This is a genomic window from Exiguobacterium sp. s35 (genome assembly GCF_018617535.1).
GTDB lineage: Bacteria > Bacillota > Bacilli > Exiguobacteriales > Exiguobacteriaceae > Exiguobacterium > Exiguobacterium aestuarii.
In genome coordinates, this window is sequence record NZ_JACSKI010000003.1 from 64,887 (window position 1) to 83,428 (window position 18,542).

At 46.6% G+C, this 18,542-nt stretch carries 20 protein-coding genes and 1 tRNA gene; 14 read left to right on the plus strand and 7 right to left on the minus strand.

The window, feature by feature from the left end:
- Positions 1 to 26 precede the first annotated feature (26 nt).
- Positions 27 to 416, plus strand: coding sequence for a fluoride efflux transporter CrcB (crcB, locus tag KNO75_RS12340; protein WP_214790713.1), 390 nt, complete (start codon positions 27 to 29; stop codon positions 414 to 416).
- Positions 413 to 754: a fluoride efflux transporter FluC gene (locus KNO75_RS12345; RefSeq protein ID WP_214818292.1), complete on the plus strand. Its 342-nt coding sequence runs from the start codon at positions 413 to 415 to the stop codon at positions 752 to 754. The genes crcB and KNO75_RS12345 overlap by 4 nt, the downstream gene beginning before the upstream one ends.
- 33 nt (positions 755 to 787) lie before the next feature.
- Here KNO75_RS12345 and yhfH read toward each other — a convergent pair whose 3' ends face one another.
- Positions 788 to 946: a protein YhfH gene (yhfH, locus tag KNO75_RS12350; protein WP_015880761.1), complete on the minus strand. Its 159-nt coding sequence runs from the start codon at positions 944 to 946 to the stop codon at positions 788 to 790.
- Positions 947 to 1,097: 151 nt separating this feature from the next.
- Between yhfH and KNO75_RS12355 the strand changes: the two genes are divergently transcribed.
- Positions 1,098 to 1,460 (plus strand): ArsR/SmtB family transcription factor, encoded by a 363-nt coding sequence (locus tag KNO75_RS12355; RefSeq protein ID WP_214790709.1) that lies wholly within the window; start codon positions 1,098 to 1,100, stop codon positions 1,458 to 1,460.
- Positions 1,461 to 1,568: 108 nt separating this feature from the next.
- Entirely contained in the window at positions 1,569 to 3,611 is a 2,043-nt protein-coding gene (locus KNO75_RS12360) for a heavy metal translocating P-type ATPase (RefSeq protein WP_214822093.1), read from the plus strand.
- A 43-nt stretch (positions 3,612 to 3,654) separates the two neighbouring features.
- On the opposite strand, the gene KNO75_RS12365 is transcribed toward KNO75_RS12360, so the two are convergent.
- The gene (locus KNO75_RS12365; RefSeq protein WP_214796300.1) at positions 3,655 to 4,278 is read right to left on the minus strand and encodes a hypothetical protein; all 624 of its coding nucleotides are present in this window, start codon (positions 4,276 to 4,278) and stop codon (positions 3,655 to 3,657) included.
- A gap of 151 nt (positions 4,279 to 4,429) precedes the next feature.
- Between KNO75_RS12365 and KNO75_RS12370 the strand changes: the two genes are divergently transcribed.
- On the plus strand, positions 4,430 to 6,499 hold the full coding sequence (locus KNO75_RS12370) for an alpha-amylase family protein (protein WP_214822095.1): 2,070 nt from the start codon (positions 4,430 to 4,432) through the stop codon (positions 6,497 to 6,499).
- A gap of 22 nt (positions 6,500 to 6,521) precedes the next feature.
- Here the strand turns inward: KNO75_RS12370 and KNO75_RS12375 are convergent, their stop codons facing one another.
- The 3 genes from KNO75_RS12375 to KNO75_RS12385 form a co-directional block, all read right to left on the minus strand.
- Positions 6,522 to 9,137, minus strand: coding sequence for a putative bifunctional diguanylate cyclase/phosphodiesterase (locus KNO75_RS12375; protein WP_214796305.1), 2,616 nt, complete (start codon positions 9,135 to 9,137; stop codon positions 6,522 to 6,524).
- Between the two features lie 114 nt (positions 9,138 to 9,251).
- A complete protein-coding gene (locus KNO75_RS12380) occupies positions 9,252 to 10,118 on the minus strand; it encodes a YitT family protein (RefSeq protein ID WP_214796307.1) in 867 nt (288 codons plus the stop codon).
- Positions 10,119 to 10,193: 75 nt separating this feature from the next.
- Positions 10,194 to 10,601: a YkvA family protein gene (locus KNO75_RS12385; protein ID WP_074033005.1), complete on the minus strand. Its 408-nt coding sequence runs from the start codon at positions 10,599 to 10,601 to the stop codon at positions 10,194 to 10,196.
- 113 nt (positions 10,602 to 10,714) lie between these two features.
- On the opposite strand from KNO75_RS12385, the gene KNO75_RS12390 reads away from it, so the two are divergent.
- Positions 10,715 to 11,953, plus strand: coding sequence for an aminopeptidase (locus KNO75_RS12390; protein WP_214796309.1), 1,239 nt, complete (start codon positions 10,715 to 10,717; stop codon positions 11,951 to 11,953).
- 46 nt (positions 11,954 to 11,999) lie between these two features.
- Here KNO75_RS12390 and KNO75_RS12395 read toward each other — a convergent pair whose 3' ends face one another.
- Entirely contained in the window at positions 12,000 to 12,782 is a 783-nt protein-coding gene (locus tag KNO75_RS12395; RefSeq protein WP_214822101.1) for an alpha/beta hydrolase, read from the minus strand.
- A gap of 113 nt (positions 12,783 to 12,895) precedes the next feature.
- Here KNO75_RS12395 and KNO75_RS12400 point away from each other — a divergent pair, with 113 nt between their 5' ends.
- The 6 genes from KNO75_RS12400 (at position 12,896) to KNO75_RS12425 (ending at position 15,762) form a co-directional block, all read left to right on the plus strand.
- Entirely contained in the window at positions 12,896 to 13,477 is a 582-nt protein-coding gene (locus KNO75_RS12400) for a TetR/AcrR family transcriptional regulator (RefSeq protein WP_214818286.1), read from the plus strand.
- A complete protein-coding gene (locus KNO75_RS12405) occupies positions 13,470 to 13,814 on the plus strand; it encodes a DMT family transporter (RefSeq protein WP_214796320.1) in 345 nt (114 codons plus the stop codon). Before KNO75_RS12400 ends, KNO75_RS12405 begins: the two co-directional genes overlap by 8 nt.
- Positions 13,811 to 14,125 carry a DMT family transporter gene (locus KNO75_RS12410; protein ID WP_214790690.1) on the plus strand — a complete coding sequence of 105 codons (315 nt, stop codon included), beginning with the start codon at positions 13,811 to 13,813 and terminating at the stop codon, positions 14,123 to 14,125. The genes KNO75_RS12405 and KNO75_RS12410 overlap by 4 nt, the downstream gene beginning before the upstream one ends.
- Positions 14,126 to 14,196: 71 nt before the next feature.
- Positions 14,197 to 14,754 carry a GNAT family N-acetyltransferase gene (locus KNO75_RS12415; RefSeq protein WP_214790688.1) on the plus strand — a complete coding sequence of 186 codons (558 nt, stop codon included), beginning with the start codon at positions 14,197 to 14,199 and terminating at the stop codon, positions 14,752 to 14,754.
- Positions 14,755 to 14,841: 87 nt separating this feature from the next.
- Positions 14,842 to 14,914, plus strand: a tRNA-Val gene (locus tag KNO75_RS12420).
- A gap of 149 nt (positions 14,915 to 15,063) precedes the next feature.
- On the plus strand, positions 15,064 to 15,762 hold the full coding sequence (locus KNO75_RS12425; protein WP_214696845.1) for a DUF554 domain-containing protein: 699 nt from the start codon (positions 15,064 to 15,066) through the stop codon (positions 15,760 to 15,762).
- Between the two features lie 32 nt (positions 15,763 to 15,794).
- Here the strand turns inward: KNO75_RS12425 and KNO75_RS12430 are convergent, their stop codons facing one another.
- Positions 15,795 to 16,583 (minus strand): pyrroline-5-carboxylate reductase family protein, encoded by a 789-nt coding sequence (locus KNO75_RS12430; protein WP_251126192.1) that lies wholly within the window; start codon positions 16,581 to 16,583, stop codon positions 15,795 to 15,797.
- Positions 16,584 to 16,775: 192 nt separating this feature from the next.
- Here KNO75_RS12430 and yidD point away from each other — a divergent pair, with 192 nt between their 5' ends.
- Complete coding sequence (gene yidD, locus KNO75_RS12435; protein ID WP_015880777.1) at positions 16,776 to 17,045, plus strand: membrane protein insertion efficiency factor YidD; 270 nt, start codon at positions 16,776 to 16,778, stop codon at positions 17,043 to 17,045.
- 127 nt (positions 17,046 to 17,172) lie between these two features.
- A complete protein-coding gene (locus KNO75_RS12440; protein ID WP_214796325.1) occupies positions 17,173 to 18,525 on the plus strand; it encodes an alanine/glycine:cation symporter family protein in 1,353 nt (450 codons plus the stop codon).
- Positions 18,526 to 18,542 lie beyond the last annotated feature (17 nt).

The following is an 18,542-nucleotide window of genomic DNA, read 5'->3' on the forward strand; positions in this document are numbered from 1 at the left end:
GTCTTTTTCGTGGAGGAGGAATTTGGATGCTGTACGTATACGTTGGATTAGCAGGTGCAGTTGGAGCATTGGCACGTTACGGACTTGGATTACTCGTCGATTCATTCGGGACGAGCCCGTTTCCCGTCGCGACACTGCTCATCAATTTAATTGGAAGCTTTCTATTAGGGTGGATGACGCATCGATTTCTTCAAACGGGAAAATTTTCTCCCCAACTCGTCACGATTGTCGGAACCGGAATGATCGGGTCATTTACCACGTTTTCCACGTTTAGTGTAGAGACGATTCAATTAGTTGAAAATGGTTATGTACTGCTCGCTATTTCATACGTGTTCCTCAGCATCACATTTGGTTTATCAAGTTCATGGCTTGGCTATCGGATCGGAACAAAAGCAACAAGAGGTGAAGTGGAATGACGTTCGTTTGGATTGCGACCGGCGCCTTCATTGGTGCAATTCTCCGCTTCACAATTGGTCAGGTCATGAAAACGTGGTCTGATTCCACTTTTCCATGGGCAACGTTGTTTGTGAATGTGACAGGATCTTTTGGTTTAGGCTATTTATATGCGCACACCGATCAGCAATCACTCATCCTTTTCTTAGGAGTCGGATTTTTCGGATCGTTTACGACCTTCTCAACCTTAAAACTTGAATTGATGCGGTTTGCAACAAAAGATTGGATCCGATTCGGTCTCTATTTACTAACGACTTATCTGTTCGGCCTAATTGCAGCCTACATCGGTTTGACGATGTAAACAAAACACCCCTTCAGCCGAAGGGGTGTTGTCTTATTCTGCGAGTTGAAGCTTTTCTGTACATGAAGCACAAGTCGTTTCGTATGACTCGCACTGTTCGTCCATATGTTTCCCGCACTCCTGACATGTCTTATCCGGTAATTTTTGATAAAACTCGACAGATGATTCGAGTCGACTTGCCCATTCATTCATATGAAAATGCCTCCTTCGGTAAATTGTCTGACAGTTTTGGTTGTTGTATTGATTGTATTATAACAGAGGTGATTTAGTCAACTATAATATATAACAGATATCTTTATGAATTTTTGCTACACTATACACATAAAAAGACGAGGTGAAGAATATGAAAGTACCCCAATGTGAGACGATTGGGATTCAATCAGAAGATGTACCGACACTGCAAACCGCATTGGCGCAATTAGACGCTCCACGTGTCAGTCGTCTGTTTAAAGCGTTCGCTGACCCGACTCGTTTGAAAGTACTGTATGTCTTGACGCTTGAACATGAACTTTGTGTTTGTGATGTTGCCGCCGTCATCGGTCATTCGAATGCGACCGCATCCCACCATCTTCGGACGTTACTCGAACAAGGGCTAGTGAAGTATCGTAAAGATGGGAAGGTTGTCTATTATTCTTTAGATGATGAACACGTCAGACAGCTTGTTGAAATTGCGCTGGCACATAGTGAAGAACAGAAAGACGTTTGAATCTCATGACCGATCCTATAAGGGGTCGGTCATTTTTACCTATTGTCATGTATTTCATTTCGCGTTACTATATATTCAAATGAACATTTGAATGTTAGGGGTGACAAGATGAAAAACCGAGATGTATTACCTGTATCTGGAATCACCTGCACGAACTGTGCAGCTAAAATCGAAAGGGATGTCACGAAGCGTGAAGAAGTGGCCTCTTGTCAAATTGATTTTGCGACGAGTCGAATGGTGATTGAATGGATCGATGTTTCTGAGCGTGAAACGATGCTCGAGTCAATCGAACAGACGATGAAACGAATCGAGCCGGGTGCGAAGTTTATCAAAGCAGAAGATGACCCAGCTGAAAAACGGGACTTTATCCTTTGGCGATTCCTTGCGGCGGCCTTTATCTTTTCGATTGCTCTTTGGGTGGATTCCATCCCGGGTTATATTGTGGCGTACGGGTTGGCCGGATACGATGTCGTTTATGGGGCCATACGAAATGTATGGAACCGAGAGTGGTTTGATGAAAAATTCTTAATGACGATTGCGACCATCGGGGCATTTGCGATTGCCGAATATCCGGAAGCCGTAGCGGTCATGTTGTTTTATCAACTTGGAGAATACGTGCAAGGACGGGCGGTACGTGCCTCTCGAAAATCGATTCAATCTTTGTTGAATATGAGACCGACGCTCGCTCGGGTACTAGATGGTGAGGAAGAAGTAGAGCGATTGCCGGAAGACGTGTCGGTCGGGTCACATTTAATCGTCCGCGCCGGAGAATTGGTTCCGATGGATGGTGTCGTGTTAAGTGGTGCGAGTTCGCTCGATACCGCTTCGTTGACGGGAGAGGCAGTTCCTCGTCAAGTGAGAGCGGGTGAAGAAGTATTGGCGGGGATGGTCAACTTAGAGGGACGACTCGTCATCCAAACGACGAAGCTCGCCGCCGAGTCGAGCCTACAAAAGATGATTACCCTCGTAGAAGAAGCGAATGGGAAAAAGGCAAAGACAGAACAGATGATCACTCGATTGGCGAAAGTCTATACGCCTTTCGTTGTCGTCATGGCGGCACTCGTAGCATTTGTTCCTCCGTTGTTTGTCGGTGACTTGTCAGAATGGGTATATCGTGCCCTCATTTTCCTCGTCATTAGTTGCCCGTGTGCGCTCGTGATCTCGATTCCATTGGGCTATTTCGGTGGGATTGGAGCGGGTTCCAAACAAGGGATTCTTGTAAAAGGTGGAGAATACTTAGACACGTTAACTGAAGTGGACACTGTTGTCTTCGATAAGACAGGAACATTGACGACAGGACGCTTTGAAGTGACGAACGTCGTGACGACAGAAGGGGTACATGCCGAAGAACTGTTGCACCTTGCGGCCCGTGTGGAACGGGCATCCAATCATCCGCTCGCACAAGCTATTGTCAATCGAGTCGGAGACGTTCAGGCGTTCGAATCGATTCAAGAAGAGCCGGGGTATGGTCTCCATGCTTGTGACGGGAATGATCATATTTATGTCGGAAGCGCCCGTTATATGAAGCAGTTAGGTCAAGCGATTGATGATTCGTCGATTGGTACGAGTGTTCATGTGATGAAGAACAATCGTTGGCTAGGGCGAATCGAATTGATGGATACGGTGAAGTCAGATGCGTATGATGCGATTCAAGCATTGAAAGAAGCTGGATATCGGACGGTAATGTTATCGGGAGACAGACGAGCGGTCGCTACAACAATCGGTGAACGACTTGGACTAGATGAAGTGCGAGGCGAATTGCTTCCGCACGAAAAAGTAGAAGCGATTGAACAGATGACCGCTTCCCGTAAAGTTGCATTTGTCGGAGATGGGATGAACGATGCGGCAGCGTTAGCGAGGGCTGATGTCGGTCTTGTCATGGGCGGAGTCGGAAGCGATACGGCGGTCACGGCAGCGGATGTGGTGTTGATGCATGATGACCCGAACGATGTTGTCCGAGCAATCAAGCTCGGACAACAGACGAAACGTGTCGTCTGGCAAAATATCTTCTTTGCGTTTGGGACGAAGGCGCTTGTCTTGGTTTTAGGGTTATTCGGGATCGCCACGATGTGGGAAGCTGTCTTCGCTGACGTCGGTGTGGCATTACTTGCCATTGCGAATGCGACAAGGTTACTACGATTGAATTCATGATGAAAAAGGAGTGTTTCAGCATAATCTGAGACACTCCTTTTTCCTATTCGATCGTTTCCTGTTGGGGTTTGATACGTGCCAACAAAAAAGTCAGGATGACGATGATCGCAATCAATAAAAACGTGATGGTAAACAGTACTTGAGTTAAGAAAGAAACTTGATTTTCTGCTGCAATCAGCTCTTTCTGGATATCTTTATATTGCATCTGCTTGAGCGATCGTAAATCTTCTAAAATGGTTTGACGTTGCTGTGTCATCGTCTCAGCCACCGCAGTTGCTTGGATGAGATCTCCTTCTTCATAGATGACGAGTACGCGATCGGCTTCTTTTTCCCATATGGCATCTCTCTCGAGTAAATCGATAACGGAACTCGGTGTGTCGGGGTCATCGATGACCGATTGTTTGAGCGCCTTGGCCTGCCGAGACATGCTATAGTACATCTCTAAAAAGTGTCGATCTTCATAGGCTAGTAAACCACGGATAGCGTTTGCTCGTTCGACATTATAATACATGATATCCTCAATTGCCTCGTAAGAGCCGAATTGTTCATCTTGTATGGTTGCTAGACGTTCATTCGTCTCTTTCAATTGAAAAATAAAAATACCAATAATCGAGATGGACAGAATGGATAGACTGATCCATAGTAGAATCCACTTTCGTTGTGACATCGTGACCCTCCTTTCTATTCCATCGTACATGATTTCAGAAAAATCGACAGAAAATATTTTTTTGAAAAAGGAAAAAACGGGTAAATGTATAATCAATTAGTGTAAGAACTTTATCCACCAGAAGACCATTAGATGCATAAGGAGAGTCAATATGTCAGAGAATTCATCGTTACACAAGTTATACCAGGTGTTACAAGATCAACGCACACACCTTACCTACGAGATTCCAAGTTTATGGAATCGCATGCGTTTTTCTTCCGAACCGATTCGTGACGGGGTCGAGCGTGTGAATCCGTACGATTTTTTAATCGAAACGATTGAAAAAGCCATTCTTCCATATGCAGTGGAAAATCGAGAATATCGTACTTCCATCGCCAGTGCCGATGGTCATTTACAGACAGGTGGCGATTGGATTAAGCGTGCCTCTGTCTATTCGATGCAGGTTCGTACATCTACTTCCTGGGATCATGACGGATCAGGTTATGTGGAGATGGAGAACTCATTTGGAATGAAAGACACGGGCACATTTGTGAAAACGCTTGCACTCATTCCACATCTTCTTTATATGGGAATTGATACATTATTCCTATTACCAATTTCGCAACATAGTCATAAAAATAAGAAAGGTGAATTCGGATCTCCTTATGCCGTTCAAGATTTCTTCGCCATTGATGAAGAATTAAAGGAAACGTTAACCGGTGATGCGATGACTGTCGAAGAAGAATTTTCAGCATTTGTGGAAGCTTGTCACATGGTAGGGATTCGTGTCGTCATCGATGTCATCCCTCGGACGTGTGCGCGAGACAATCGACTCATCCTTGAAAATCCAGAGTGGTTCTATTGGATTCCGTTAACCGAAGTCGATTATTACCATCCACCATCTGTGCCGGGTATTGGAGAGAATGTGAAGCCTGAATTTGCTTTCTTGCCAATGGTGTACAACTCGGAAGATGTATGGCAACACTTACGGAGATTCTCGATGGCTCCGAACTTGCTGGATGCTGAAAAATGGGAGCGAGTACGTGCTTACTTGATTGAACATCCAGAAGAGAACGTATTGGCAACGATTGAACGAGAGTTTGGATTGACGACAGCTCCTGCCTTTTCGGACTGTATCAACGATCCACAACCGCCTTGGTCGGACGTGACTTATTTCCGTCTCTTTTTAGACCATCCACTTGCGGCGGCACCTTACGTGAACGATGCGAACATCGCGCCTTATATTCTGTTTGATTCAATCAAGTCCAATCAATTCCGAGGAAATATCATCAATGAGCCGCTCTGGGAAATGCTCGCCGATATCATTCCACATTATCAACGTGAATATGGCATCGATGGGGCCCGTATCGATATGGGGCATGCTCTTCCTGTCGATTTGGCACAGCGAATTTTAGCGAAACCACGCTCCCTTGATTCGAACTTCAGCTTCATCGCGGAAGAATTGATTGAAGCAGGAGCTTGGGCGGCGAAAGATGCCGGTTATAACATGATCATCGGATACGGGTTTTATAAAGAACCTCGATTCCAAACACATGAGACGCATCAATTTTTATACGACTCTCGCTTTTTACCACTTCCGGTATTTGCGGCAGGCGAAACAGCAGATACGCGTCGCCTAGCTACGCGAGAAGGCGGACGACAAGCAAGTCGGTTATTGACAGTCTTAAACGGCTTTATGCCAAATGGCGTCCCGATGACAAACTCTGGACTCGAACTATACGAGACACAGCCGATGAATACCGGGCTCGATTGCCGTCCGGAAGAAGCGTACCAACTCTTCCCGACAGACCCATACTTCGGCAAACTCGCATTTTTTGATGCGTATCAGTTCCATTGGGACCACCCGGAGCGAGATGAAATGATTGAAGTGATGCATCAAGTGGCGGAAATTCGTCGTCGTTGGCTCGATGTACTCGTCGACCCGAACCATTTTGAACCACTCATCTTAAATGAACCGTTCGCACCGTTTATCGGATTCGCCTGGTTACGTCCGGAGACGAACGATACGTTGCTCGTTGTAGCGAATACGAATGTGTGGGAACCGTTGCGAGGAGTCATTTCTCTCGATGGGGTACGTCGTCGAAATTGGAACGCGAGTCGTTTCGCAGAGATGGTGTATTCACCGAATTCGTGGCCGTATGCGGAGCACTCGTTCGATGAACAATGGAATCTTCACATCGACCTGAAACCAGGAGAAGTCAAAGTATATGAGATGAAATAAAAAAACGCCTTGGACCGAAATATCATTCGGTCCAGGGCGTTGTGTGTTTCATGTAATAAATGATGAACTCATCAAGTGGCATCGGTTTTGCATAACGATACCCTTGCATGGAGTCACATCCGATTTTACGGAGGAACGTCTCTTGGTATTCGGTTTCCACACCTTCAGCGACGAGCGCCATGCCAAGTTGTCTTGCCATCGCGACGATGGTCGTCGTGACCATTTGATATTCACGGTTCTCTTCGAGTTGCATCGTGAATTCACGAGGGATTTTCAGTTCGTCGATTGGATAGCGGACGAGATAAGCGAGTGAACTATATCCTGTCCCAAAGTCGTCAATCGAGAGTTTGATGCCGAGTGATTTTAATTCTAAGATCCGATTCAAAACACGGTCTGAATGATGGGCAGCGACCGTTTCGGTCAATTCAAAATTGAGTCGTGACGGATCGATCGGGAATCGTTCGAACAACGTATTCAAGTAATCGATTAAATGTTCATCGAATAACTGACGAACGGACAAGTTGACCGAGAGCTTCGGTAAATGAATGTCTCCTTGCTCAAACACATGAAGCAACTGGAATGTCTCATGAATCATCCAACGACCTAAATCATGAATATGACCAGTTTCTTCAGCAATCGGAATGAATTGACTTGGCGGGATGAACGTCCCGTTATGTTGCCAACGCATGAGGGCCTCTGCTCCGATGACTGCCTTCGTAGACGCATCGACTTGAGGTTGAAGGAAAAGTGAGATTTCTCCTTTTTCAAGTGCGGTATCGAGCCCTTCCATCAACACTTTTCGTTCCTCCTTGTCTTCCCGTAACTCCGGTTCGAACATGACGGTCTCGTCCCGACCATTATCTTTCGCGCGATACATCGCCAAGTCGGCATTCGAGAGCAAGTGTTTTAATTTTTTTCCATGCTCCGGGAAACGGACGATTCCAATCGAGGCATGCACTTCAACGAGCGTTCCGGCCATGTAATAAGGCGGGCGATAGACGAGACGTCGCAAGCGTTCTGTCAGCATTTCATCGTCACCATGTTCAGCGACGACGATGAATTCATCACCACCTAGACGTCCGGCATACTCGTTTGGAAGGAGTGCGGTCCGTAGGCGCTTTCCGATATGTTGCAAAAGCTCGTCTCCCATGTGGTGACCGAACTGGTCGTTGATTTCTTTAAACCCGTCCAAGTCAGAGAACATGAGCGTGAACGTGCGACCTTCCTCAATCAATCGTTCGATTTGTTCTTGTAGCGCATAGCGGTTGTGAAGTCCTGTCAAACTATCGAATTTTGCCTGATACAAGATTTGTTCTTGTTGTTCAATCATCTGCGTGATGTCTTTCGCGATGGCGTAGATCCCTTCGACTTCTCCATCGATAATCATTGGGACGTTGACGAGTTGCCAGACACGTGTCTCGCCTTCTTCGGTCATGATGCGCACATCGATTGTTCTCGGTCGACCGTTCGTTAATTCTTGAAGAATGATTGTATACGGTGCACGGTCTTTTGATTCGATGATATCGAGGATATTTGATCCGAGTAACTTGTCCGTTGTCAATCCGAGAATCGAACTGCCGGCCTCGTTGACCGATAATACTTCGCCATGTAAGTCGAATAAAAAGATTGGTTCTGAGTGGTAGGCGAAGAGTGAACGATATTGCTGCTCACGAATTTCAAGTTCGTGTGCTTTCGTCGATACGGCGACTTCTAAATCTGTGTTGACCGTATGGAGGCGATGACTGATGAGTGCGTTCTGTTTTGAAACGACAAACTGGCGAATGAGCAATAGAAGTACGGCATTCGCAATCATCGAGTCGAATACAGACGTACCAAGAAGACGATCTGAAGCGAGCAAGAATAGCATCACGACCACGCTATACAAAACGTAATCCAAAATGGAATCATAGGCGAGGGCGTCTTCGGAAACATCGTCGACCCAATAACTGATTGAAATCATGAGAATACTACTCACTTGAATGAGATGGATCAGTTCATGTGTGATGCCCGAAAACACGAAGAGCGTGTTCGCGATCGAGGCAATCGTGAAGGCTAAAATTCCGACGAGTACAAGAATTCGGAATTGTTGACCGGCCGAGACGACCCGATTCAAGTATAAGAATGAAAGCATCATGTAGAGACTAATCAGTAGCATTTGTTCTTCAAAACCACTCAACTGAGACACGAGTGATACATCTTGTGTGGCGTAGAACCAAATATGTAGTGCACCGATTGCAAGGAAACTAAATAAAGCAAACAGGTCGAACGTGCGTAGTTTCAACGTTCGAATCTCAATCGATTGGGTGATGACAATTAAAGCCATGATTAAGTAAAAGAAATTTTGCAGGAACAACAGCGATTGTGTATTGGCACCTGTCGAATCGTAATGCATCAGTAAATACAGGGCGAAGCATACATTTCCCGCACTGATCAAAACGTGGATAAACCGTCGCATCCCTTTATGTTTAAAAATCGCCACTCCGCTCAGTAGGATTGCAGCTCCTGAAATGACGAGGTGATAGATGAGTAACGTGATGTTTCGCAGATCATGAGGGGTCAAAAATAAAAATAAAAGTCCGGTAGAAAAAGTTCCGATGAGAATCGCCGGAACGTATTGGCGCAACGAGTAAACAGACAACTCATGCACCTCCTTCTTTATATATATGGGTCTCTTATTTATTATCGGAACAGGTGACCGAAGATTACACAAAAAATCGACAACAATACGAGATTGTTGTCGAATATGTTGAAATTATAGTGTATACGAGTGCTCTTTGAAGTTCCCGACGATGGAATCAATTTCTGACACGGTGACAAATGCCTCAGAATCAATTTCAGAAACGATTTGACGAAGGCGTGGAATTTCATTATTTTGGACGACGACGTATAGCATTTTTTTCGAGTCGTTCGAGTACCCGCCTGTCGCATCCATAATCGTGACCCCACGTTTTAAATTCTGTTTAATGACCAAGTTGATTTCATCCGCTTTTTGACAAATGATAAAACATTGTTTTTGAGCGGAGAAGAACTTGTGAATCGTGAGTAACGTTCGTGAACGGACAAAACTTAATACAAGTGCATACATAACAGCTTTAATGTCGAAGACGATGAAGACTAATACATAAACAATGATATCTTGTGTTAAAAAGATTTTCGGTAGTGATAAATTTCGATTATTCATATAGATGACTTTTCCTAAAATATCGAGTCCCCCGGTAGAAGCGCCTGCGAACAGGAGAAGTGCGAGTCCGAGCCCCGAGACGATTCCGCTGAATACCGAAGCGACGAGCGGATCATCAAGTGGAGTCGGTGGAATGAGAACCGGTAAACTATCAATCAAAATGGAAGAGAGCACGACGACGATTCCTGTCATCAAAATAAAACGTCTCCCTAAATATTTCAACCCCAATATAAAGAGTGGGATATTGAGCACGAGTTGCGTCATCCCAATTGGCGTTCCGAATAGCTCGTTCGTAATCAACGTGATTCCGACGATTCCCCCGGAACCAATCTCATTCGGTTTGAGCAGTAAACTGACAAAGACAGACTGAAGGATTGTCCCGGCAATGATGAACAGTACCGTTTCAAGGGCAACCCGTTTTCGAGATTTAGCATACATAGATAATGGCTAGGCCTTACGCCTCCTTTTGGTAAGTCTTCTGCTAGCGTACTGCTACTCGTGTATCATTTCAAGTCACAATTCGTTATGGAATCGGTCGATGTCACTCGCTAATTGTTCATGCACGTAGTCGATGACTTGAGCGTCATCAAAAAGTCCGAGCGGCACGTCATCTGGAATCGCATCGAACGGTGAAACGAAGTACAGAATGGCTGCAACGAGCTCTTCTTGTTTGTCAGGTTGCATTTCAAATTGATCGTTATACAGGGCACGCAACATATTCAACATTTGTTTCATCTGGAAGTAGAGTGTCAGTTCTTCTTCGCGTTCGATGTTGCTGATTTCATTTGATGCCACGTCCACGGTTACTTTTGCGAGCGCGCGCTCACCTTGGACGAGTAAGTCACCGAGTTGTTCTCGATCATGAATGTCTTCTTTCGCTTGTTTTAAAAAGTGTGTGTACGTTGATTTCCAATCTGCCATAGTAAATTCCTCCTTCATTCTTCATCTACTAATATGCCCGTTTTTGCGCATCGGTTGCAACTTTTCCTGAAATTTAAGAAAATAAAGATAACTGAAAAGGAGGAACGATACATATGTCTATGATTTCTATGCCGACAGAGGCAGATTTCGCACGCTATGCAGAGCTAGCTGTGAAAAAGGGTGTCAATATTCAACCGGGGCAACAGCTAGAAGTACGTGCCGATATTAGCCAGGCACCACTTGTCCGTCATGTGGTGAAAGCTGCGTATGCGGCTGGTGCGAAGCAGGTGTTTGTCAATTGGAGCGATGAGGAGACATCGAAAATTCGATATTTTGATGCACCAGCAGACTCATTCAAAGAATTTCCGGATTGGTTGAAAGCTCGTTTTGAGCAATTGGCTGAAGAAAAAACAGCTTTCTTGTCAATCGTCAGTGATGATCCGGATGCCTTGAACGGTGTTGAATCGTCGCGCATCTCGGATGCGAACCGTGCAGCCGGACAAGCGCTAGCGAAGTGGCGTCAATATGTGATGAGTGACAACGTGAGTTGGTCAATCGTCGCAGGTGCGTCAGAGGCGTGGGCTGAAAAAGTATTCCCGGGGCGTGAAGATGCGGTCGCCGCGTTGTGGCAAGCGATTTTCGCAGCTACACGTATGGACCAAGAAGATGTGGTCGCGGCGTGGGATACACATGATCAATCACTTCGTAGCCGTGCGAAGCTGTTGACTGAGAAAAAGTATGCGAAGTTGCACTACAGCGCACCAGGCACTGAACTGACAATCGGACTTCCGAAGAAGCACGTCTTCCTTGGCGGTGGCGGTCCAAACGTCGATGGCATCGACTTTATCGCCAACATGCCGACAGAAGAAGTATTCACGCTCGCAGATAAAGATTCTGTGGAAGGTCACGTGTCGAGCACGAAGCCGCTCAGCTACAGCGGAAACTTGATTGACGAGTTCACGCTTTGGTTTGAAGGTGGGAAAGTCGTCAAAGCGGAAGCGAAAAAAGGACAAGCGGCTCTGGATGAATTGTTGAACATGGATGAGGGGGCTCGCCGTATCGGTGAAGTCGCACTTGTTCCAGATGATTCTCCAATCTCGAACTCAGGTCTTCTCTTCTATAACACGTTATTTGATGAGAATGCATCGTGTCACTTGGCATTAGGTCGTGCATACTCGACATGTCTCGAAGGTGGCCCTTCGATGTCACAAGAGGAACTCGCGGCGAACGGTGCGAATGACTCGATGACACACGTTGACTTCATGATCGGGTCAGCAGAAATGAATATCGATGGCGAACGAGAAGACGGCACGCGTGAAGCAATCATGCGTGACGGGAACTGGGTCATCTAAGTAAAAGAACAAAAGAGCGAATTCCGAAACCGGAATTCGCTCTTTTTCATGTGACGTCGTATAAATAACGAAGGACGTGGGGCAAACGGCGGCGCCAAGCTAACTCGTTATGAACTGCATCCGGCTCGACTTCGTAACGGAAGGCAATGCCTTTTTGCGCAATCACTTCGACGAGTTTGGCATTCGTAAACAAATAATCTTTCGATGTGATCGGTCCGCTCTCTTCATTCGTCCCGATATCCATATACAGTTTCCCTGTGAAGTCCACTTGTTGTAACGCCTGGATTAAAGGATCGAGGTTCGCCCAAGCCGCGGTGGAGAGAGAGCCGACTCTTTTGATGGAAGGGTAGGTCGCCATCATATATAAAGAGATGACCCCTCCCATCGAACTCCCCATGACACCGACATCGTCTGGGTCTGTCGCATACTCCTTGTCGATTCGTGGTTTTAACTCCTTCATGAGCCAATCTGTATACATACGACCTTGGCCACCAAGTGTCGGTCGTGTTTTCGCAAGTTCGGGTCCGATACGGCGATATAACATCTCATCTTCCTCGTACGAATACTCGTCATAGCGGTCCAACCAGTTCGGAACGCTCGCAATGGCAACGACCATAAGGGGGAGTCGGAGTGTATCGATGCAACGGTCAATCTCCCAGCCTTCTCCATATGTAGCAGTGCTTCCGGAGAATACGTTTTGCCCGTCATGCATATAAAGGACGGGCAGTGGGGTGTCGGTATCGACCCAGTCTGGCCGAAACACGCGGACAATCCGTTTTTGACCACGCATCTTCTCTGTTGGGATGGACACGTTCAATTGTTCAATCATCTTTTTTCACCTCTTTCATCTTGTATTGTGGAGAATCAAGAAAGAAATGACAATCACCAACATTGACTACCTACCGTTCGTTAGGTAAAGTGGTCGGGAGGAGAGTGAGACTGGTGAATACAAAAGATAAGATTATGCAATCTGCGCGAACGCGGTTTGCCCGTGAAGGATATGAAGGATTGTCACTCGCGGCAGTAGCTGAAGATGTAGGGATTCGTAAAGCTTCTTTATACGCCCATATCGATGGGAAAGAGCAATTGTTTAAACAAGTCGTGACCGATATGGCGAATCGTTACGAAGAGGCTTGGCGACAAACGTGCGAGGATACCGTAAATCGATCCCCTTTAGAACGGATTGATTCGATTGTGCGTACACTCACGTCATTCTTTAGCGATCATGAGACGTGGATGTTGACGAAACGAATGCTACTCGTACCACCTCCAGAATTTCGGGATTATATCGAAGAAGTCATTGGGAAAGTGGAGACGGAGCTAAAAGGATTTGAAAAAGAACAGTTCCGTCTTGCGATGGAGCGTGGAGATTTACCGTCGCAGCCACTCGATGAACTTTATGCTGCATACTATTGTTTTTTAGACGGCGCTTTGCTGTCTTTGTTTACGTTTGAAGATGACAGGGAGATGCGACAACGAGCCGCCTTCCGCATCTTTAAGAAAGGGGTGGGATGGAATGAATAAGGAAAGAGTCGCTTGGATTTCTCTCTTGTTCGCAGGATTGCTAGAAATCATATGGGCTACGACGATGAAGCTATCGGAAGGATTTACGGTGCTTGTTCCGACGCTATGGACGATTGTTCTGTTGATTGTCAGTTTCGGTTTGTTAGCCAAAGCATTCCGGGTTCTCCCAGCAGGTACCGGCTATGCCGTCTTTACGGGAATCGGAGCGGTCGGTACGGTGATTGTCGGTGCTCTTCTTTTTGATGAGGCGCTCAGTGGTTGGAAGCTCTTGCTTGTGACGACGTTGATCATCGGCATCATCGGATTGAAGCAAGTGACAGGAGGGGAAGAAGCATGAGTTGGGTATTTTTGATTGGTGCAGGCATTGCTGAGATGACGGCCGTCTTCTTTATGGGAAAATCAAAAGGATATCAAATTTTAAAATGGTCGGTATTGTCGATTTTTTCGTTCGCGCTTAGTTTCTATTGGTTATCGAAGTCACTTGAAGATATTCCGTTAAGTCTGGCTTATTCCATTTGGGTCGGGATTGGCGCGGCAGGTGGCGTCATTCTAGGTATGCTCTATTTAAATGAATCAAGAAGTCGTTGGCGCATTTTTTATTTGATGATGATTATTGGCAGTGTGATCGGATTAAAAGTTGTATCGTAAAGGATTGAAACAAGCTGAAAACGGGAATTGAATAATTCAGATTATGAGATGGAAGAAAGGGGCGGAAAACGATGCATCTTGTTGAGTTGCAATCCGAACGTTTGCGGTTTGAACCGTACACAATCTCTGATTTCTATTTTGTTAAGTCGCTTCTCCAAGATCCTCGGGTGATGCGCTTCATCAGTCCGGACGGGAGACCGTATACAGACGAACAAACAATCGAATGGTTCGAACGTCAATTGGCCCGGTATGAAACAGGACGCCAGACGGGGCTATTGAAGTTGATGACGTTCGAAAGTGATGAACCGATTGGTCATGCCGGTACACTGCTCCATGATTTAGATGGCAAACTTGAGTTAGAAGTCGGCTATTGGTTGTCACCAAAGCATTGGCACATGGGTTACGGGCGTGAAGCAGCTGCGCGGTTGATGCAGTATGCCTTTACCGAAGGGGAAAAGGAAATCATTTCGCTCATTCATCCAGATAACGTTCCGTCTCAGCGCGTGGCGAAAGCGAACGGTCTTCATTGGGACCGCGACACGTTATACCAGAACATGCTCGTATCTGTTTATGCAGGTGATTTGGAACGCCTCTGCCGGCATATCGACCGCCAACAAATGACGCGTTAAAAAAAGTACAAAAAACTTTTAAAAAGTTGTTGCCAACTTAATAGTTTCTTGATATATTAATAGTGTCCTTAAGAGAGGACACGACCTGATTCTGTAGCTCAGCTGGGAGAGCGCTACCTTGACAGGGTAGAGGTCGCTGGTTCGAGCCCAGTCAGAATCACTTGGGTGCCAAACCCTCGAGAAACCCACCGGAACATGGGTTTCCGCGAAGCCACTTCTTGCGAGAAGTGGCTCTTTTTTTGTATATTGACATGGCGCGAAAGCAATTGGTATATTCCTCTCAATACATAATGAAACGGGGAATGCAAAATGGTGTTAACAGGAACCCTCGTCAATGCCGGACTAATCGTCATCGGGTCATTGTTAGGTCTCTTATTCCACCGCATTCCAGAGCGTATGAAAGAGACGGTGACGGCAGCGATCGGACTTGCGGTCATCTTGCTTGGCATTCAAATGGGGATGAAGAGTGAAAACTTCTTGATTGTCATCGGAAGTCTTGTCGTCGGGTCTGCGCTCGGGGAATGGTGGAAGCTAGATGAAGTATTGAATGAAATCGGCTACCGACTTGAGCGGCGTCTCGGGAGTCAATCGAGTGTAGCGGAAGGATTCGTCACAGCAACGCTCATCTTCGTGATTGGTGCAATGGCCATCATTGGTGCGCTCGATAGTGGGTTACGTGGCGATCATGACGTGTTGTATACGAAAGGGTTGATTGATGGATTTACAGCCCTCGTGTTAAGTTCGACGCTCGGAATCGGGGTCATGTTCTCGGCCGTTCCGGTGTTATTGTATCAAGGTGGAATCGCATTACTCGCCATTCAAATCATGAAATTCATTCCAGAGTCGCTCATGGATAGCTTTATTTTAGAGATGACCGCTACCGGTGGTGTCATGATTGTGGCGATTGGCTTGAATTTGGTCGGAATCACAAAAATTCGTGTGGCGAACTTATTGCCAGGGATTTTAGTAGTGGCACTCATTGTGTCGGTTATACATATGATGACATAAAAAATGGACGGAAGCGTGGCTTCCGTCCATTTTTATGGTTTCTCCATGATTTCATGGTCTTCTTTGGCACTTTCACGTAAGGCTGAAGCCATCACGTCGGCAAGGTTGCGGTCTCGTAACACGCCGACACCACGGTCGGTCGGTCCACCTGGAGCAGCGACGTCAGCAATGAGTTCATTCGTCTCACGTGTTTCATGTGACAGTAACTCTGCAGAGCCTTTCATCGCCTGAGCCACAATTTGACGAGCCGTCGCTTCGTCGTATCCGACATCGGTCAAGACCGGAGTCATCGCCCCAACGATCTCATAAAAGAAGGCCGGGCTACAACCCGCGGCTGCCATGAAGGCAGACATCGTCTTCGCATCCGTGATGGCCGTTCGACCGACACGCTCAAAGAGGGCAGTTGCTTTCGCGCGATCGGCTTCATCTGTTTCAGGACCGAACCATAAGCCTGTCATCCCGCTCCGATATGCGACCGGCGTGTTTGGCATCGCGCATACGGCAGGAAGTCCTGAAGCTTCTTCTAATTGGCTCGGTTCGATATGTGCCGCAACCGATACAAGTAGTGGGGTCTTCCACTCTTTTGATTCCACGTATGGAATGACGCCGTCCGGTTGCATCGCTAGTACGACGATGTCATAGTCGTTCACGTTTTCTTCTTCGACGGTGTGTACGCCGAGTTCATCTTGCAATGCGAGCAATCGCTCACGGTCACTTCGGTTCGTCATGGTAATTTGTGTCGGTTCGATTCCTGAGTCAATCCACCCTCGAACGAGCGCTTCACTCATTGATCCTGCACCGACCATTAGTAATTGTTTCATCATTCGTCACCTCTTCTATTCGATTCGGTCAATAGTTATGTTGACTATCATAACAAACCTGCTGTCGAATATCGCCCATCTTGCTCATTTGTTAAGAGATGGAAAACGATTTAACATATGGAGCGGTGAACATGACAAACGTTTCAAATCGCGCTATGATGGCACTAATTCAACAGAGTGAGGCGAAATCGCGTGAAACGTGTATTAGTAAAAGGGATTCAAGGTTATCAACGTTTTATTTCACCATTAAAGCCGCCGACATGCCGGTTTTATCCGAGTTGTTCACACTACGGAATCGAAGCGATTGAGAAACATGGAGCCGTCAAAGGCAGTTATTTAACCGCTCGCCGGCTCATCCGTTGTCAACCGTTTCATCCGGGCGGGCTCGATTACGTCCCGGATACATTTGATTGGAAAGCGCCCTTACAACGAGAGAAGCCTGAATCACAGCGAGACGATTAAGTTCGTCTCGCTGTTTGTATACAGATGAAAAGATCCGGAGTTGTTTTAGCACAATACTTTTGCATTGTTCTAAGTATTCTGAAAAAATAGAGGTGTACACTATTTTCGGGGAAAGGGGATACTTTGTATGGGGCAATCATTTAGTGAATGGGTGAGTACGGCATCCAATTTTGTATGGGGACCACCGCTTTTAATTTTGCTTGTGGGGACAGGCATTTACTTGACGGTGCGTCTAGGTGGTATTCAAATTACCAAATTACCGTATGCGTTGAAATTGGCATTTTCGAAAAATCAGGATCAATCCTCAAAAGGGGATATCAGTCACTTCCAGGCGCTCATGACAGCTCTGGCGGCGACCGTCGGTACGGGGAATATCGTCGGGGTGTCGACAGCGGTTGTATTAGGAGGACCGGGGGCCATCGTCTGGATGTGGGTATCGGGATTCTTTGGGATGGCAACGAAATATGCGGAAGCTGTTCTGGCTGTTAAATATCGGGTGACCGATGAGCGCGGTCAAATGGCTGGTGGACCGATGTACTATCTAGAACGAGGATTGAATCAACGTTGGTTAGCGGTGGCGTTTGCTGCATTCGCCTCGATTGCGGCGTTTGGGATTGGGAACGGGGTTCAGACGAACTCTGTCGCGCTCGCGCTCAAAACGACATTCGATGTACCACTCTACATATCAGGAATTCTCATCATGATTTTTACAGGCGCGGTCATCCTTGGGGGCGTACGTTCTATCGGGAAAGTAGTCAGCTACTTCGTCCCGGTCATGATTGCCTTCTACTTAGGTAGCGGTCTCTTGATCATGATCATGAATTACACGCTTATTCCAGATGCGTTCGCACTCATCTTTAGCAGTACGTTCAGTGCGGAAGCCATCGGTGGGGGAGCCATCGGAGCGGCCATTCGATATGGTGTCGCGCGTGGTGTCTTCTCGAACGAGGCAGGTCTCGGTTCTGCTCCGATTGCAGCGGCTGCTGCGAAGACGGATATGCCGGGTCGTCAAGCACTCGTCTCGATGACGCAAGTCTTCTTAGACACGCTTGTCGTCTGTTCGGTGACCGGTTTGACACTCGTCATGGGTGGCCAAATCGGGACCGGGTTAGAAGGGGTTGAATTGACTTCGGCCACATTTGAATTATTCCTCGGTCCGGCGGGTGGTTACATTGTGACAATCGGACTTGTTTTATTCGCCTATTCGACCGTTCTCGGTTGGTCGTATTATGGAGAACGTTCCATCCATTACTTGTTTGGGCAAAAGTCGATTCTGCCATATCGAATTGCCTTCGTGCTTGTCGCTGGACTAGGTGCCATGACGACCAACTTGAACTTAGTATGGGCGTTATCCGACGTCTTCAACGGTTTAATGGCCATCCCGAACTTGATTGGTCTCTTGTTCTTGTCGGGCGTTGTCATTGCAGAGACGAAGCGATTCAATCAACAACTTGAGATTGAAAATCGAAAAGTGTCCTAAACGGATTGACGCCATCC

Coding starts and splice junctions, on each gene's coding strand:
- KNO75_RS12415 (WP_214790688.1), top strand. CDS start 14,197: ATGCATCTTGTTGAGTTGCAATCCGAACGTTTGCGGTTTGAACCGTAC.
- KNO75_RS12405 (WP_214796320.1), top strand. CDS start 13,470: ATGAATAAGGAAAGAGTCGCTTGGATTTCTCTCTTGTTCGCAGGATTG.
- yhfH (WP_015880761.1), bottom strand. CDS start 946: ATGAATGAATGGGCAAGTCGACTCGAATCATCTGTCGAGTTTTATCAA.
- KNO75_RS12345 (WP_214818292.1), top strand. CDS start 413: ATGACGTTCGTTTGGATTGCGACCGGCGCCTTCATTGGTGCAATTCTC.
- KNO75_RS12425 (WP_214696845.1), top strand. CDS start 15,064: ATGGTGTTAACAGGAACCCTCGTCAATGCCGGACTAATCGTCATCGGG.
- KNO75_RS12380 (WP_214796307.1), bottom strand. CDS start 10,118: ATGTATGCTAAATCTCGAAAACGGGTTGCCCTTGAAACGGTACTGTTC.
- KNO75_RS12410 (WP_214790690.1), top strand. CDS start 13,811: ATGAGTTGGGTATTTTTGATTGGTGCAGGCATTGCTGAGATGACGGCC.
- KNO75_RS12390 (WP_214796309.1), top strand. CDS start 10,715: ATGTCTATGATTTCTATGCCGACAGAGGCAGATTTCGCACGCTATGCA.
- KNO75_RS12365 (WP_214796300.1), bottom strand. CDS start 4,278: ATGTCACAACGAAAGTGGATTCTACTATGGATCAGTCTATCCATTCTG.
- KNO75_RS12355 (WP_214790709.1), top strand. CDS start 1,098: ATGAAAGTACCCCAATGTGAGACGATTGGGATTCAATCAGAAGATGTA.
- KNO75_RS12430 (WP_251126192.1), bottom strand. CDS start 16,583: ATGAAACAATTACTAATGGTCGGTGCAGGATCAATGAGTGAAGCGCTC.
- KNO75_RS12440 (WP_214796325.1), top strand. CDS start 17,173: ATGGGGCAATCATTTAGTGAATGGGTGAGTACGGCATCCAATTTTGTA.
- KNO75_RS12395 (WP_214822101.1), bottom strand. CDS start 12,782: ATGATTGAACAATTGAACGTGTCCATCCCAACAGAGAAGATGCGTGGT.
- KNO75_RS12385 (WP_074033005.1), bottom strand. CDS start 10,601: ATGGCAGATTGGAAATCAACGTACACACACTTTTTAAAACAAGCGAAA.
- KNO75_RS12360 (WP_214822093.1), top strand. CDS start 1,569: ATGAAAAACCGAGATGTATTACCTGTATCTGGAATCACCTGCACGAAC.
- KNO75_RS12370 (WP_214822095.1), top strand. CDS start 4,430: ATGTCAGAGAATTCATCGTTACACAAGTTATACCAGGTGTTACAAGAT.
- crcB (WP_214790713.1), top strand. CDS start 27: ATGCTGTACGTATACGTTGGATTAGCAGGTGCAGTTGGAGCATTGGCA.